Annotated in this window: 11 protein-coding genes and 1 tRNA gene; 1 reads left to right on the forward strand and 11 read right to left on the reverse strand. The window is 67.4% G+C overall.

Going from position 1 to position 14,308, the window contains the following annotated elements:
- Window positions 1-22: 22 nt before the first annotated feature.
- Window positions 23-98: transfer RNA gene (locus IV088_RS16765), tRNA-Ala, on the forward strand.
- A gap of 221 nt (window positions 99-319) precedes the next feature.
- Here the strand turns inward: IV088_RS16765 and IV088_RS16770 are convergent.
- The 11 genes from IV088_RS16770 to IV088_RS16820 all read right to left on the reverse strand — a co-directional run bounded on the left by IV088_RS16770 (window position 320) and on the right by IV088_RS16820 (window position 14,227).
- The gene (locus IV088_RS16770; protein ID WP_291104577.1) at window positions 320-1,198 is read right to left on the reverse strand and encodes a formyltetrahydrofolate deformylase; all 879 of its coding nucleotides are present in this window, start codon (window positions 1,196-1,198) and stop codon (window positions 320-322) included.
- A complete protein-coding gene (locus IV088_RS16775) occupies window positions 1,179-1,631 on the reverse strand; it encodes a hypothetical protein (protein WP_291104471.1) in 453 nt (150 codons plus the stop codon). The genes IV088_RS16770 and IV088_RS16775 overlap by 20 nt, the downstream gene beginning before the upstream one ends.
- A complete protein-coding gene (locus tag IV088_RS16780) occupies window positions 1,628-2,233 on the reverse strand; it encodes a sarcosine oxidase subunit gamma (RefSeq protein ID WP_291104474.1) in 606 nt (201 codons plus the stop codon). Before IV088_RS16780 ends, IV088_RS16775 begins: the two co-directional genes overlap by 4 nt.
- A complete protein-coding gene (locus IV088_RS16785) occupies window positions 2,226-5,225 on the reverse strand; it encodes a sarcosine oxidase subunit alpha family protein (protein ID WP_291104477.1) in 3,000 nt (999 codons plus the stop codon). Before IV088_RS16785 ends, IV088_RS16780 begins: the two co-directional genes overlap by 8 nt.
- The gene (locus IV088_RS16790; protein ID WP_291104480.1) at window positions 5,222-5,530 is read right to left on the reverse strand and encodes a sarcosine oxidase subunit delta; all 309 of its coding nucleotides are present in this window, start codon (window positions 5,528-5,530) and stop codon (window positions 5,222-5,224) included. The genes IV088_RS16785 and IV088_RS16790 overlap by 4 nt, the downstream gene beginning before the upstream one ends.
- Window positions 5,531-5,653: 123 nt before the next feature.
- On the reverse strand, window positions 5,654-6,898 hold the full coding sequence (locus IV088_RS16795) for a sarcosine oxidase subunit beta family protein (protein WP_291104483.1): 1,245 nt from the start codon (window positions 6,896-6,898) through the stop codon (window positions 5,654-5,656).
- A gap of 165 nt (window positions 6,899-7,063) precedes the next feature.
- The gene (locus tag IV088_RS16800) at window positions 7,064-8,440 is read right to left on the reverse strand and encodes an L-serine ammonia-lyase (protein ID WP_291104486.1); all 1,377 of its coding nucleotides are present in this window, start codon (window positions 8,438-8,440) and stop codon (window positions 7,064-7,066) included.
- A 16-nt stretch (window positions 8,441-8,456) separates the two neighbouring features.
- The gene (glyA, locus tag IV088_RS16805) at window positions 8,457-9,716 is read right to left on the reverse strand and encodes a serine hydroxymethyltransferase (RefSeq protein ID WP_291104489.1); all 1,260 of its coding nucleotides are present in this window, start codon (window positions 9,714-9,716) and stop codon (window positions 8,457-8,459) included.
- A 303-nt stretch (window positions 9,717-10,019) separates the two neighbouring features.
- Window positions 10,020-11,690, reverse strand: a complete 1,671-nt coding sequence (gene betA / locus IV088_RS16810; protein WP_291104492.1) for a choline dehydrogenase — start codon at window positions 11,688-11,690, stop codon at window positions 10,020-10,022.
- 50 nt (window positions 11,691-11,740) lie between these two features.
- The gene (gene betB / locus IV088_RS16815) at window positions 11,741-13,198 is read right to left on the reverse strand and encodes a betaine-aldehyde dehydrogenase (protein WP_291104495.1); all 1,458 of its coding nucleotides are present in this window, start codon (window positions 13,196-13,198) and stop codon (window positions 11,741-11,743) included.
- Between the two features lie 96 nt (window positions 13,199-13,294).
- Window positions 13,295-14,227 carry a choline ABC transporter substrate-binding protein gene (locus IV088_RS16820; protein WP_291104579.1) on the reverse strand — a complete coding sequence of 311 codons (933 nt, stop codon included), beginning with the start codon at window positions 14,225-14,227 and terminating at the stop codon, window positions 13,295-13,297.
- Window positions 14,228-14,308 lie beyond the last annotated feature (81 nt).

Raw genomic sequence — 14,308 nt, forward strand, 5'->3', positions numbered from 1 at the left:
TGCTAACATCTCGTCTGTTCGTGGGGACGTAGCTCAGCTGGGAGAGCGTCGCGTTCGCAATGCGAAGGTCGGGAGTTCGATCCTCCTCGTCTCCACCATGTGAAATTTCCGGGAAGCTGCAAGACGTCCCGGAAGAAAAAAAGCCCTTAGGAATCAACGCCTTGGGGCTTCTTTCTTGCCCGGACGGTCCGAGTTCACGTTGCAGGAACTCATGCGGTCACCAGAGACCCTGCCCCGTCTCTGGCAACGGTCATTGCATGGCACCCGATCTGCGCTGCCGCCACCCTCCAGGTGAACCGTCCCTGGCCCATGGGCATGCTCATCTCAGCACCACCGTGCGCAGCCCGTTGATGAACACCCGGTGCTCCAGCACGTAGCGCAAGGCGCGGCCCAGGGCCAGGCACTCGACGTTGCGCCCCGTGCTGAGCAACTGCTCAGGGCTGAAGGCGTGGTCCACGCGCTCCAGGGCCTGTTCGATGATCGGCCCCTCGTCCAGGTCGCTGGTGGCGAAGTGGGCGGTGGCGCCGATCAGCTTGACGCCACGCGCGTGCGCCTGTTCGTAAGGGCGCGCGCCCTTGAAGCCGGGCAGGAAGGAATGGTGGATGTTGATGACGCGGCCCGCCAGCTTCTCGCACATGTCTTCCGACAGCACCTGCATGTAGCGCGCCAGCACCACCAGCTCGGCCTCGTGTTGCTCGATGCATTGGAGCAGTTGCGCCTCCTGCTGCGGCTTGGTGCCGGCCGTGATGGGCAGGTGGTGGAACGGGATGCCTTCGGCCATGGCCAGCGGCCCGAGGTCGGCGTGGTTGGACACCACGGCCACGATGTCCATGTTCAGTTCCCTGCGGCGCCACTGCGCCAGCAGGTCGCGCAGGCAGTGGTCGGCCTTGGACACCATGATCAGCACCCGTGTCGGGCGGCTGAGGTCGTGGATGGCGCCTTCCGCGCCGTCGAAGCCGTCCATCAATTGGGCATAGGCCTCGCGCAGCGCGCTGATCCCGGAAGCCTTCAGCCCCTCCAGCCGGAACACGATGCGCACATAGAAGCGCGACACCAACGCGTCGTCAAACACCGCGAATTCTTCGATGTAGGCACCGTGCCGCTCCAGCAGGGCCACCATGGCCGCCACCTGGCCCTGCGCGCTGGCCACCGCCAGGGTCAGCACGTAGCGGGACGATTCATTGGGCGAGGCTTGCATAGGTTTCAAGGTCTTGTGTGAGGGATTGAAGAAGGGCATCCGTCTCGGCCGCCTGCAAATGCAGGGCCTCGAACTCGGTCCGGGTCGATGCGCGCTCCATGCCGACCGCCAGCGCGCCCAGGCTCACGCGCTGCTTGTACAGGCCGACCCAGACCTCGTCGATGCGCGGGTCGAGCCCGAACACGTAGCCGATCACCTGGTTAATGCGGGTCTCCAGCAGCGGGGTGTGAGGCGTGTTGGGCCACACCTGCGTCAACCAGCGCCACAGGGGTTCGTAGTCCAGGCAGCCGTCCAGCGCGTCTGGCGCGGCAGGCGCCAGCCCGCTGGCCGTGAGGCTGATCCAGATCGGCTGCTGGTCCCGTTCTTCGGCATAGATCCCCACCGGCAGGCGGGTCTCCAGCCGTTCGATCCGGACCGTCCAACGCGTGTTCATGTGAAGCGGCGCGTCACCAGGCCACATTCCTGCGTGCAGCGTTCCAGCATCAGCCAGACGTAGCCCCGGAAGCTGCTGCGCACCAGCACCTCGTAGACCGGTGCGTCGTCGGCCTGCCACAGCCAGACCGAGGCCTTGAAGAACACCGAGCCGGCGCTGGCCCCCGGGCCGAACACGCGCGGGTGCAGGTCCAGCGGGCAGCCCTGCGCGAGCACCTCGCGCACCGGGGTGCCGCTCAGGTGCAGCACGGTGTAGCCGCCACTGACGTCGGTGACCGCCACGTGCTGGCCCGCCAGGGCTTCGCGCAGCGCCGCTTCGATGGCGCCCGCCTGGCCCTTTGGCCCGATGACGAACCAGTCGTCCGGCCCGACCCAGACCAGCCGGTGCGTGTCGTTGGCGACCGTGGTGCAGGCCTGCGTGGGCAGGTCCAGGCCGAGGGCCTGCGACACGCCGTCGCGGAAGGCCGTGTCGTCCGGGTTGCCGCGAAGATTGAGCACGGACTGTCCATGGCGCCAGCCGGCCAGCAAGGACTGCCCGGTCGAGGCACGGGTGGTGGGCACACGGTCCATGGGCGCCACAGGGCGCTGTGAGGTATCAAGCATTTTGGCGCTCCGCTTTGGGATCGAAGAAGACCGGGCTGGCGATGGTGGCGGTGTGGACGACGGGGCCGTTGGGGCCCACCTGGGAGATGTGGACGCGCTCGCCCATGCGGCCCAGTCCACCCTTGACCAAGGCCATGGCGATGGACCGGCCCAGCGTCGGGCTCATGTAGCTGGAGGTGACGTGCCCGACCATGGGGGCGGTGGGGCCGGTGGGTGCCTCGTTGAGAATCTGTGCGCCCTCGGTCAGCACGAGGCTGGGGTCGTCCGGCAGCAGGCCGACGAGTTGCTTGCGATTGCTGCGCGCCGTGTCTTCGCGGGTGAGCGAACGCTTGCCCAGGCAGTCCTTGGTCTTGGTGACCAGGCCGCCCATGCCGAGGTCCATCGGGGTGACGGAACCGTCGGTGTCCTGGCCGATGATGATGTAGCCCTTCTCGGCACGCAGCACGTGCATGGTCTCCGTGCCGTAGGGCGTGATGCCGTGCTCGGCACCGGCGGCGTGGATGGCTTCCCACACACGCAGGCCGTCTTCGGCCGCGGCGTTGACCTCGTAGCAGCGCTCGCCCGAGAAGCTGATGCGCATGATGCGGGCCTTGACACCGGCCACCGTGCCTTCGCGGTACGACATGAAGGGAAAGGCCGTGTCGTCGAAGTCCACGTCGCTGCAGATCTTCTGCAACACCGCGCGGCTCTTGGGGCCGGCCACGATGGAGGTGGACCAGTGGTCGGTGGCGCTGGTCAGGTAGACCTTGAGGTGCGGCCACTCGGTCTGCAGCCAGCGCTCCATCCAGGCCAGCACGCGCGCCGCGCCGCCGGAGGTGGTGTGCATCAGGTAGTGGTTTTCGGCCAGGCGCACGGTCACGCCGTCGTCGAACACCATGCCGTTCTCATCGAGCATCAGGCCGTAGCGGCACTTGCCGATCTCCAGCTTGGACCAGGCGTTGCTGTAGATCCAGTTGAGCAGCACGCTCGCGTCCGGGCCCTGGATGTCGATCTTGCCCAGCGTGGAGCCGTCCAGCGTGCCCACACCGTTGCGCACGGCCAGGGTTTCGCGGGCCACGGCGGCGTGCAGGTCTTCTCCCTTGCGGGGGTAGTACCAGGGGCGCTTCCACTGCCCCACGTCTTCAAACAGCGCGCCCTGCTTCACGTGCCAGTCGTGCATGGCGGTGGTGCGGATCGGATCGAAGGCGTCGCCCAGTTCCAGCCCGGCCAGCGCACCAAAAGTCACCGGCGTGTAGTTCGGGCGGAAGGTGGTGGTGCCGACCTGGGGAATGGACTTGCCCAGCGCCTGGGCCACGATGCCCATGCCGTTGATGTTGCCGGTCTTGCCCTGGTCGGTGCCGAAGCCCATGGCCGTGTAGCGCTTGACGTGCTCGATCGACTCGAAACCCTCGCGCACCGCGAGGTGGATGTCGGAGGCCGCGACGTCGTTCTGCAGGTCGACGAACTGTTTGGGCGCGCGGCTCACCGGCATGGCGTGTGGCACCAGCCAGAGGGCGCGGATGCTGCCCGCGTCCTGCGCCGCCACGACCGGAGCAGTCGCGTTGGCCGACAGGCCCAGCGCCTTCAGCGCCTGGGCACCTGCGGCCGCGCCATCGTCGGCACTGGCCTTGAGCGTGAGCTGACCGGCGCAGGCACCGGCCGACATTTCAGACTGCGCCGGAGCGCCCGGCAGGAAGGCCGCTTGCGCGTCGCTCCACACCGCCTTGCTGCCCGCCTGGCACTGCAGGTGGATCACCGGGCTGACACCACCCGACAGCGCCACCAGGTCGCAAGCGATGTCACGCACGGCGCCGCTGAGCCGGTCCTGGCCGTCGATGGCCTGCACCAGCACAGCGCTCACGCGTTGGCCGCCACGGGCTTCAGTGATGACGTGGCCGGCCAGCACCGCAATGCCCTGTGCCTTGGCCCGCTGGCTCAGCGAACCCGACGGTTGCGAGCGCGCATCGACCACCTGCACGCTGGCACCGGCGGCCTTGAGTGCCAGGGCCGCGTCGTAGCCGGCGTCGTTGTTGGTGAAGACCACGGCGTTGCGCCCGGGCAGCACGGCGTAGCGCCGCACATAGGTGGACACCGCGCCGGCCAGCATGATGCCGGGCAGGTCGTTGTTGCCGAACACCAGCGGACGCTCGTGCGCACCGGTGGCGATCACCACCTGCTTGGCCCGCACGCGCCACAGGCGCTCGCGGAACACCGGCGCCTGCTCGGCGCTCAGGTGGTCGGCGCGGCGCTCGACCAGGGTCACGAGGTCGTGGTCCTGGTAACCGAAGGCGGTGGTGCGAGGCAGCACGGTCACGTCGGGCAGCGCGGCCAGTTCGGCCAGCGCCTTCGCAACCCACTGAACGGCAGGCTGCCCATCGACGGACTCGTCGCTGGACAGCAGCCAGCCACCTGCCTCGGCCTGCTCGTCACACAGCACCACACGGGCACCGGAGCGTCCCGCGGCCAGCGCGGCCGCCAGGCCGGCAATGCCGGCGCCGACCACCAGCACGTCGCAGTGCGCGAAGCGCTTCTCGTAGCGGTCGGGGTCGGCTTCGCTGGGCGAGTGGCCCAGGCCGCTGGCCGCGCGGATGTGCTTCTCGAAGAAGTGCCAGGCCGCCTGCGAGGCCATGAAGGTCTTGTAATAGAAACCGGCCGGGATCAGGCGCGAGAACCAGCCGTTGACCGCGCCGGTGTCGAACTCGATGCTGGGCTTGGCGTGGATCGAGCGGGCGTTCAGGCCCTCGACCAGCGACACCTCGGTCATGCGGGCATTGGGCACGGTGCGGGCGCCGTCGAACAGCTGCACCAGCGCGTTGGGCTCTTCGACCCCGGCCGACAGGATGCCGCGCGGGCGGTGGTACTTCCAGCTGCGCGCCACCATGGACACGCCGTTGGCGAGCAAGGCCGAGGCGAGCGTGTCGCCTTCCAGGCCCTGGTAGGCGCGGCCGTTGAAGCTGAAGTTGAGGCTGCGGCGGCGGTCGATGCGACCGCCGGTGGACAGACGGGTGGTCATACCGCGGCTCCTTCGTTGACGACGGCGGCAAACTCGGCGGGCACCGGCTCACCGATCTTCCAGGTCGCCTCGAACCGGTAGCTCACCGTGTGGCGCAGCGCGTTGAACCAGCGACCGCAGCCGCTGGAGTGGCGCCACTGTTCGTGCTGCAGCCCTTTGGGGTTTTTGCGCATGAACACGTAGTCGCCCCACTCGGCGTCGCTCATGGCCTCGGAGTTCAGCGGACGGACGATGCCGCCCTCACCACCGCAGGTGAATTCGATCTCGGCGCGCGTGCCGCAGAAGGGACAGTTGATTTGCAACATGGTTTTCTTTCTCAAAGAACGGAGGCTGCGGTGTTTTGCCAAGGGCACCGCCGGGCCGGCTTTGCCGGACGGCCAGTGCCGCCCCCCTGGGGGGGTGACGCGAAGCGGCGCGGGGGGGTCATCTCAATGCGCGACGCCAGCAGCGCCGTGTTCGTCGATCAGGTGACCGTTGGAGAAGCGGTTCAGCGACAGCGCTTCGTTGAGCGCGTGCGGTCGGTCTTGCGCCACCGTGTGGGCCATGGCCCAGCCCGAGCCCGGCGTGGCCTTGAAGCCGCCGGTGCCCCAGCCGCAGTTGATGTAGAGCCCCTTGACCGGGGTCAGGCCGATGATCGGGCAGGCGTCGGGCGAGACATCGACGATGCCGCCCCACTGGCGGTTCATGCGCACGCGCGAGAACAGCGGGAACATCTCCACGATGGCCTGCAGCGTGTGCTCGATGGTGTGGAAGCTGCCGCGCTGGCCGTAGCCGTTGTACTGGTCCACGCCCGCGCCGATCACCAGGTCGCCCTTGTCGGACTGGCTGATGTAGGCGTGGATGGCGTTGCTCATCAGCACGCAGGGAAAGATGGGTTTCAGCGGTTCAGACACCAGCGCCTGCAGCGGCTTGCTCTCGATGGGCAGGCGGATGTCGGCCATGCTGGCCATCACGCTGGAATGCCCGGCCGCGACGATGGCGACCTTCTTGGCCTTGATGAAGCCCTTGACCGTGTCCACGCCGACCACGGCACCGCCATCGCGGCGGATGCCGGTGACCTCGCAGTTCTGGATCAGGTCCACGCCGTGTGCGTCGGCCGCGCGGGCAAAGCCCCAGGCCACCGCATCGTGCCGGGCCACGCCGCCGCGCCGCTGCAGCGAAGCGCCCAGCACGGGATAGCGCGTGTTCAGGTTGATGTACGGGATCATTTCCTTGATCTGCGCCGGCGTGACCACCTCGCCGTCCACCCCGTTCAAGCGGTTCGCGTTGACGCGGCGCTCGATGTCGCGCATCTCCTGCAGCGTGTGGCCGAGGTTGAGCACGCCGCGCTGGCTGAACATGACGTTGTAGTTCAGGTCCTGCGACAGGCCTTCCCACAGCTGCATGGATTTCTCGTACAGCGCGGTGGACTCGTCCCACAGGTAGTTGGAGCGCACGATGGTGGTGTTGCGCGCGGTGTTGCCACCGCCCAGGTAACCCTTCTCGATCACCGCGATGTTGCGCAGGCCGTGTTCCTTGGCCAGGTAGTAGGCCGTGGCCAGGCCGTGGCCGCCCCCACCCACCACCACCACGTCGTATTCGCGCTGGGGTTCGGGCGAGCGCCACTGCTTCTGCCAGCCCTCGTGGTAGGACATGCTGTTGCGCAGCAGGGACCAGATGGAAAAATGTTGCATGGGGGTTCTTTCTTTTGACCTGTTCAGCTGTTCATACCGCCGGAGCGCGGACCGCCCCGAGTGCAGGGCTCAAACCAGAGGCACCGCCGGGCTGGCTCTGCCAGACGGCCAGTGCCGCCCCCCTTGAGGGGGGAGACGCGAAGCGGCGCAGGGGGTGTTTCATGTTCAGCATTCAACGATGTTCACGGCCAGGCCTCCGCGCGAGGTCTCTTTGTATTTCGTCATCATGTCGGCGCCGGTTTGGCGCATGGTGCGGATGACCTTGTCCAGGCTCACGAAGTGCGTGCCGTCACCGCGCAGCGCCATGCGTGCGGCGTTGATGGCCTTGACCGAGGCGATCGCGTTGCGCTCGATGCACGGGATCTGCACCAACCCGCCGATGGGGTCACAGGTCAGGCCCAGGTGGTGCTCCATGCCGATCTCGGCCGCGTTCTCCACCTGCTCGGGTGTGCCGCCCATGACCTGTGCCAGCGCGCCAGCGGCCATGGAGCAGGCCACACCGACCTCGCCCTGGCAGCCGACCTCGGCGCCCGAGATCGAGGCGTTTTCCTTGTAGAGAATGCCGATGGCCGCTGCGGTCAGCAGGAAGTCGATCACCCCCTGTTCGCTGGCACCGGGCACGAAACGGCTGTAGTAGTGCAGCACCGCGGGCACGATGCCGGCCGCGCCGTTGGTGGGCGCCGTGACCACGCGCCCCCCGGCGGCGTTTTCTTCGTTGACCGCCAGCGCGTACAGGTTGATCCAGTCCATCACCTGCAGCGGGTCTTTGAGTGCCGCCTCCGGGTGCTCGGTCAGCGAGCGGTGCAGCTCGCTGGCGCGCCGCTTGACCTGGAAGCCACCGGGCAGCACGCCCTCGGTGGCCACACCGCGCTTCACGCAGGCCTGCATCACGGCCCAGATGCGCAGCAGATCGGCGCGCACCGTGTCGGCATCTCGCCAGGCCAGCTCGTTGTGCCACATCACCTGGGCGATGTTCAGGCCGCTGTCCTTGCAGCGCTGCAGCAGCTCGTCCCCGGTGGTGAAGGGATGGGGCAACACCTTGCGGTCGGGCACCAGCGCCGGTTGTCCTTCGGCATCCTGGTTGATGACGAAACCGCCACCGATGGAGTAGTAGGTTTTCTCCAGCAAGGGCTCGCCATCCGCCGCGAAGGCGAAGAGGCGCATGCCATTGGGGTGGAAAGGCAAGGCCTTGCGCAGGAACTTCAGGCCCTCGCGCTCGTTGAAGGCGATGCGATGGATGCCCAGCAGGTTCAGCGTCTGCGACGCGCGCAGGGCCAGCAGGCGCGGCGCGATCACGTCGGGATCGATCCGGTCGGGCGCTTCGCCTTCCAGGCCCAGCAGCACGGCCTTGTCGCTGCCGTGGCCTTTGCCGGTGGCGCCGAGCGAGCCGTACAGCTCGCAACGCACCGACTGCACGGCAGGCAGCAGGCCGCCGTCGCGCAGGGCCTGCGCGAACAGCAGCGCCGCGCGCATGGGCCCGACCGTGTGCGAGCTGCTCGGCCCAATGCCGATCTTGAACAGGTCGAAGGTGCTGAGGGACATGTGGTGCTGCCCAGGTTCAGCCGTAGACCGGGAAGGCCGCGGTCAGCGCGGCCACGTCGGCGCGCACGCGGGCGACCACGGTTTCGTCTTCCGGGTGGTCGAGCAGATCGGCGATCAGGTGGCCCACTTGGATGGCCTCGGCTTCCTTGAAGCCGCGGGTCGTCATGGCCGGCGAGCCCAGGCGCACACCGCTGGTCACCATCGGCTTCTCGGGGTCGTTGGGGATGGCGTTCTTGTTGACGGTGATGTGGGCCTGGCCCAGCAGCGCTTCGGCGGCCTTGCCGGTCATGCCCTTGGCGCGCAAATCGACCAGCATCACGTGGCTCTCGGTGCGGCCCGAGACGATGCGCAGGCCACGCGCCACCAGCGTGTCGGCCAGCGCCGCAGCGTTCTTCACCACCTGCTGCTGATAGGCCTTGAACCCGGGCGACAGCGCCTCGTTGAAAGCCACCGCCTTGGCCGCGATCACATGCATCAGCGGCCCGCCCTGCAGGCCGGGGAAGATGGCGCTGTTGATCGCCTTCTCGTGCTCGGGACGCATCAGGATGATGCCGCCGCGCGGCCCGCGCAGGCTCTTGTGGGTGGTGCTGGTGACGATGTCGGCGTGGGGAATCGGGTTCGGGTACTCGCCGGCGGCGATCAGGCCGGCGTAGTGGGCCATGTCCACCATCAGCAGGGCACCCACGTCTTTGGCGACCTTGGCGAAGCGCTCGAAATCGATGCGCAGCGCGTAGGCCGAAGCCCCGGCGATGATGATCTTGGGCTTGGACTCGTGGGCCTTGCGCTCCATCGCGTCGTAGTCGATCTCTTCCTTCTCGTTCAGGCCGTAGGACACGACGTTGAACCATTTGCCGCTCATGTTCAGCGCCATGCCGTGCGAGAGGTGGCCGCCTTCGGCCAGGTTCATGCCCATGAAGGTGTCGCCGGGTTTCATGAAGGCCATGAACACGGCCTCGTTGGCCTGCGCGCCCGAGTGCGCCTGCACGTTGGCGCCCCAGCCGTGCGCGTCGGCGCCGAACAGTTGCTTGACGCGGTCGATGGCCAGCTGCTCGGCCTGGTCGACGAACTCGCAGCCGCCGTAGTAGCGGCGGCCCGGGTAGCCCTCGGCGTACTTGTTGGTGAGCTGGCTGCCCTGGGCCATCATCACCGCAGGCGAGGTGTAGTTCTCGCTGGCGATCAGCTCGATGTGCTGTTCCTGGCGCTGGTGCTCCTGCTGGACGATGGACCACAGGGCCGGATCGGAGGCCTGCAAGGACTGTTTCTGGTAGCTGAACATGGGGTGTTTCCTCGGGTCTTGTGGGTGTGGCGAACTGGAGTGAATCTTCGGTTTCAACCCTTGTCGGTGCTGCGCTGATCACGCCAATTTCTGTCTTGATTCCGACATGTGCAGACGTCGGATTCCGACACGGCCGCGGGCAGTGACACAGGGAGAACACACAGAATCCAGCCGGAGCGCGTGTCCGAGCCCAGGGCACCCGTGGAACCGGCTCTGCCGGGCCACAGGGTGCGTCCCCCTCGAAGCGCCGCAGGCGCGCAACAAAGGGGGAAGCCGCGTCAGCGGCGCAGGGGGTGCTTCACTTCAGCGCTGTTGGGTCTGCCAGTGCGGGTGCACCCAGGCAGGCGCGTCCGACGGCGGCAGCGCCCGGCCCCGGATCGCGTCAGCGATCTTCTCGGCCATCATGATGGTCGGCACATTTAGGTTGCCGCTCACGATGAGCGGCATGATGGACGCGTCCACCACGCGCAGGCCCTGCACGCCGTGCACCCGGCCCTGCCCGTCCACCACCGCCAGGTCGTCGTGGCCCATGCGGCAGGAGCAGCTGGGGTGATAGGCGGTTTCGGCCTGGTTGCGGATGTGTTCGTCGATCTGTGCGTCGCTCTGCACCTGCGCGGTGGGCGAGAGCTCTTCGGCGCGGAAGCGGTTGAAGGCCTTCTGCTCGAACACCTCGCGCGTGAGGCGGATGGCGGCGCGGAATTCCTTGCGGTCCTGCTCGGTGCTCATGTAGTTGAAGCGGATCAGGGGCGCGTCTCGGTGGCTGGCGCTGCGGATGCGCACATGGCCTCGGCTGGTCGATCGCATGGGCCCCACATGGGCCTGGAAGCCATGGCCCTCCACCGTCGCACTGCCGTCGTAACGCACCGCCATCGGCAGGAAGTGGTACTGCAGGTCGGGGTGCTTGACGCCCGCGTCGCTGCGGATGAAACCGCCGGACTCGAAGTGGTTGGTGGCCCCCAAGCCGGTGCGCGTGAGCAGCCACCGCGCGCCGATCGCGCCCATGGCCAGCGGCTTCGTGGCAGAGTACAGCGTGATCGGCTCCTTGCAGGCGTACTGCACATAGGTTTCCAGGTGGTCCTGCAGGTTTTCGCCGACGCCCGCGCGCGCAGCCACCACCGGGATGCCCAGCGGACGCAGCAGGTCCGGGTTGCCCACACCGGAGAGCTGCAGCAGCTGCGGTGATTGGATGGCCCCGGCGCTGAGGATGAGCTCGCGGCGCACGCGGTACACCACCTTCTGCCCGCCCTGCTCCACCGCCACCCCCACCGCGCGCGGCGGGTCGCGACCTTCGAACAGGATGCGCGAGGCGCTGGTGCCGGTGTGCAGCGTGACGTTGCCTCGCTTGAGCGCCGGCCTCAGGTAGGCCATGGCCGTGCTCCAGCGCCGGCCCTTGTGCACCGTCATGTCCATGGGGCCGAAGCCTTCCTGGCGGTGACCGTTCATGTCGGCGGTGTAGCCGTACCCGGCCTCCTGGCCCGCTTCGATGAACGCCTTGTACAGCGGGTTGCGGCAGGCCCCGGTGCTGACCTTGAGCGGTCCGTCCGATCCCCGGTAATCATCGCCGCCCTGTTCGCGCGTCTCGGACTTGCGGAAGTACGGCAGGCAGTGGGCGTAGCGCCATTCGGGCAGGTGAAACTGCTCGGCCCAGCCGTTGTAGTCCTCGGCGTTGCCGCGGATGTAGACCATGCCGTTGATGCTGCTGGAGCCGCCAATGGTCTTGCCGCGCGGGCAGTGGATGCGGCGGTGGTTCATGCCGGGGTCGGCCTCGGCCTCGAACTGCCAGCTGTAGCGCGGGTTGGCCATCGGGTAGGCGAACGCGCTGGGCATGTGGATGAACAGGTTGTGGTCCATGGGACCGGCCTCGATCACCAGGATCTTCACGTCCAGGTCTTCGCCCAGGCGGTAGGCCAGGGTGCTGCCGGCCGAGCCGGCGCCGATGATGATGTAGTCGAACTCTGCGGCGGGCGGGGTCATGCGAAGCGGCTCGTGCGGCGGTGGGAAGAAATGACTCGAAGCCTGGGGGTTCAGCGGTAGCTGGTCGCCACCTCGCCCAGCTCGACGTACACCGTCTTGAGCTGGGTGTAGTGGTCCAGCGCGGCCATGCTGTTCTCGCTGCCGATGCCGGATTCGCCCACGCCGCCGAACGGCATCTCGATCGGCGTGATGTTGTAGTTGTTGATCCAGCAGATGCCGGCCCGGATCTGCGCAGCGACGCGGTGGCCACGCTGCAGATCGGTGGTGAAGACACCAGCCGCCAGACCGAAGCGCGACTGGTTGGCGCGCGCCACGGCTTCGGCCTCGGTGTCGAAGGTCAGCATCGACAGCACCGGCCCGAAGATTTCCTCGCGCACGATGCGCATGTGATCGCGGCAGTCCGCAAAGATGGTGGGGGCCACGAAGTTGCGGCCCAGGCCTTCGACGGTGACCCGCTCACCCCCGCAGACCAGCGTCGCGCCCTCGGCCTGGCCGCTGGCGATGTGGTCCATCACCTTGTTCGCATGGGCTTCGGAAATGAGCGCGCCGATCTCGGTCTGCGGGTCCATCGGATCGCCCACGCGCAGCTGCAGCGTGCGCTCCTTCAGCCGCGCCAGGAAACGCGGCGCGATGCCGCGCTGCACAAAGACGCGGGTGCAGTTGGTGCAGACCTCGCCCTGCGTGTAGAAGTTGCCCATCATCGCGGCCGACACCGCCTGCTCCAGGTCGGCGTCGTCGAACACCAGCAGTGGCGACTTGCCGCCCAGTTCCATGGTCACCCGCTTGAGCGTGCCGGCGGCCGTTTCCATGACCCGTTTGCCCGTGGGCACCGAGCCGGTGACGGACACCTTGGCCACGTCCGGGTGGGCCGCCAGCATCGCGCCCACCGCCCCGCGCCCCTGCACCACGCTGAACACGCCTGGTGGCACGCCGGCTTCCAGGTACACCTCGGCCAGCTTCACCGCCGTGGCCGGTGTCAGCTCCGAGGGCTTGAAGATCATGGCGTTGCCCGCCGCCAGCGCAGGCGCCGACTTCCAGCAGGCGATCTGCAGCGGGTAGTTCCAGGCACCGATGCCCACGCACACGCCCAGCGGCTCCTTGCGGCTGTAGGCGAACGCGTTCTTCAGCGGGTACTGCTGGCCGGTCAGCGTGGCCGCCGCGCCCGCGAAGTACTCGATGCAGTCGGCGCCGCTCATCACGTCCACCACCAGCGCCTCCTGCAGCGGCTTGCCGCAGTCCTGCACCTCCAGCGCGGCCAGTTCGTCGTTGCGCGCCCGCAGGATGTCGGCCGCGCGGCGCAGGATGCGACCGCGCTCGGTGCCGCTCATGGCCGACCACAGCGCAAAGCCTGCCTGCGCGGCCTGCACCGCCCGGTTCACGTCGTCCTGCGTGGCTTCGTGCACGACGGCCCAGGCCTGCCCTGTTGCGGGGTTGACCGACTCAAAGGCCGCCCCTCCGCCGTGGACGTGTTGTCCGTTGATGAAACTGAACAGGGTTGTGGGATTCATGACCATCCTTGCGGGGCCTGGCCCATGCAGGCCGGGCGCCCATGGCCGCACGCCGGCCGCCCTCACACCGGTGAAGGCTCGGCTGTGCGGTCGGGTTTATTTCGCCAGTGCGGCCTTGACCGCGTCCAGGCCGGGCTTGCCGTCGAACGTGGTCACACCGGCCAGCCATTTGTCCACGGTGTCCGGGTTCTTCTTGAGGAAGGCGCGCGCCGCCGTGTTGGGTTTGACCTTGTTGAGGATCGGCTCCATCACCTGGTTTTCGATGGTGGTGCTGAACTGCAGGTTCTTGAGGAAGGCGTAGACGTTGGGGCAGCGCTTCTCGTACGACGGCGGAACCGCGGTGTAGACCTTGGCTTCCCCCAGGTTCGGCCCGAACACATCGTCGCCGCCCGCGAGGTAGCTCATCTTGATCTGCACGTTCATCGGGTGCGGCTCCCAGCCCAGGAACACGATGGCTTTCTGCGCCTTGCCCGCACGCTGTGCCTCGACCAGCATGCCCGCCTCGCTGGACTCCACCAGCTTGAACGCCTTCAGTCCGAACTTGTTGTCCTTGATCATTCCCGCGATCAGGGCGTTGCCGTCGTTGCCGGGCTCGATCCCATGGATCTTTCCCCCCAGTTCCTTCTCGAATTTCGAGATGTCGCCGAAGGTCTTGAGGCCCTTGTCGTACAGATAGGTCGGCACCGCCAGCGTGTACTTGGCGCCCACCAGATTCGGCGTCTCCAGCACCTTGATGTCGCCCGCCTTCACGAAAGGCTCGATGACCGGTGTCATGGACGGATTCCAGTAGCCCAGGAACGCGTCGATCTGTTTTTTCTTCATGCCGGCGAAGACGATGGGCACGGACGCGATGGTGACCCTGGGCTGGTAGCCGAGGCCTTCGAGCACCACCGAGGCCAGTCCGGTGGTGGCCGCGATGTCGCTCCAGCCCACGTCGGCAAAGTTGACGGTCTTGCAACTGGCGTCTTCGGCGAAAGCCTGCTGCCCCGTCAACAAGCCCGCCACAGCGAGTATTCCTACGACCTTCATCTGCATGTTTGCTCCAGCTGAATAAGACGACGCAGGCCCGAGCAGCCGTTGACCAGGACGTGGCCGCGCCTGTTGGAAAAC

Origin of the sequence: Hydrogenophaga sp. (assembly GCF_018780075.1) — a bacterium.
In the GTDB taxonomy this organism is placed as follows: domain Bacteria; phylum Pseudomonadota; class Gammaproteobacteria; order Burkholderiales; family Burkholderiaceae_C; genus Hydrogenophaga.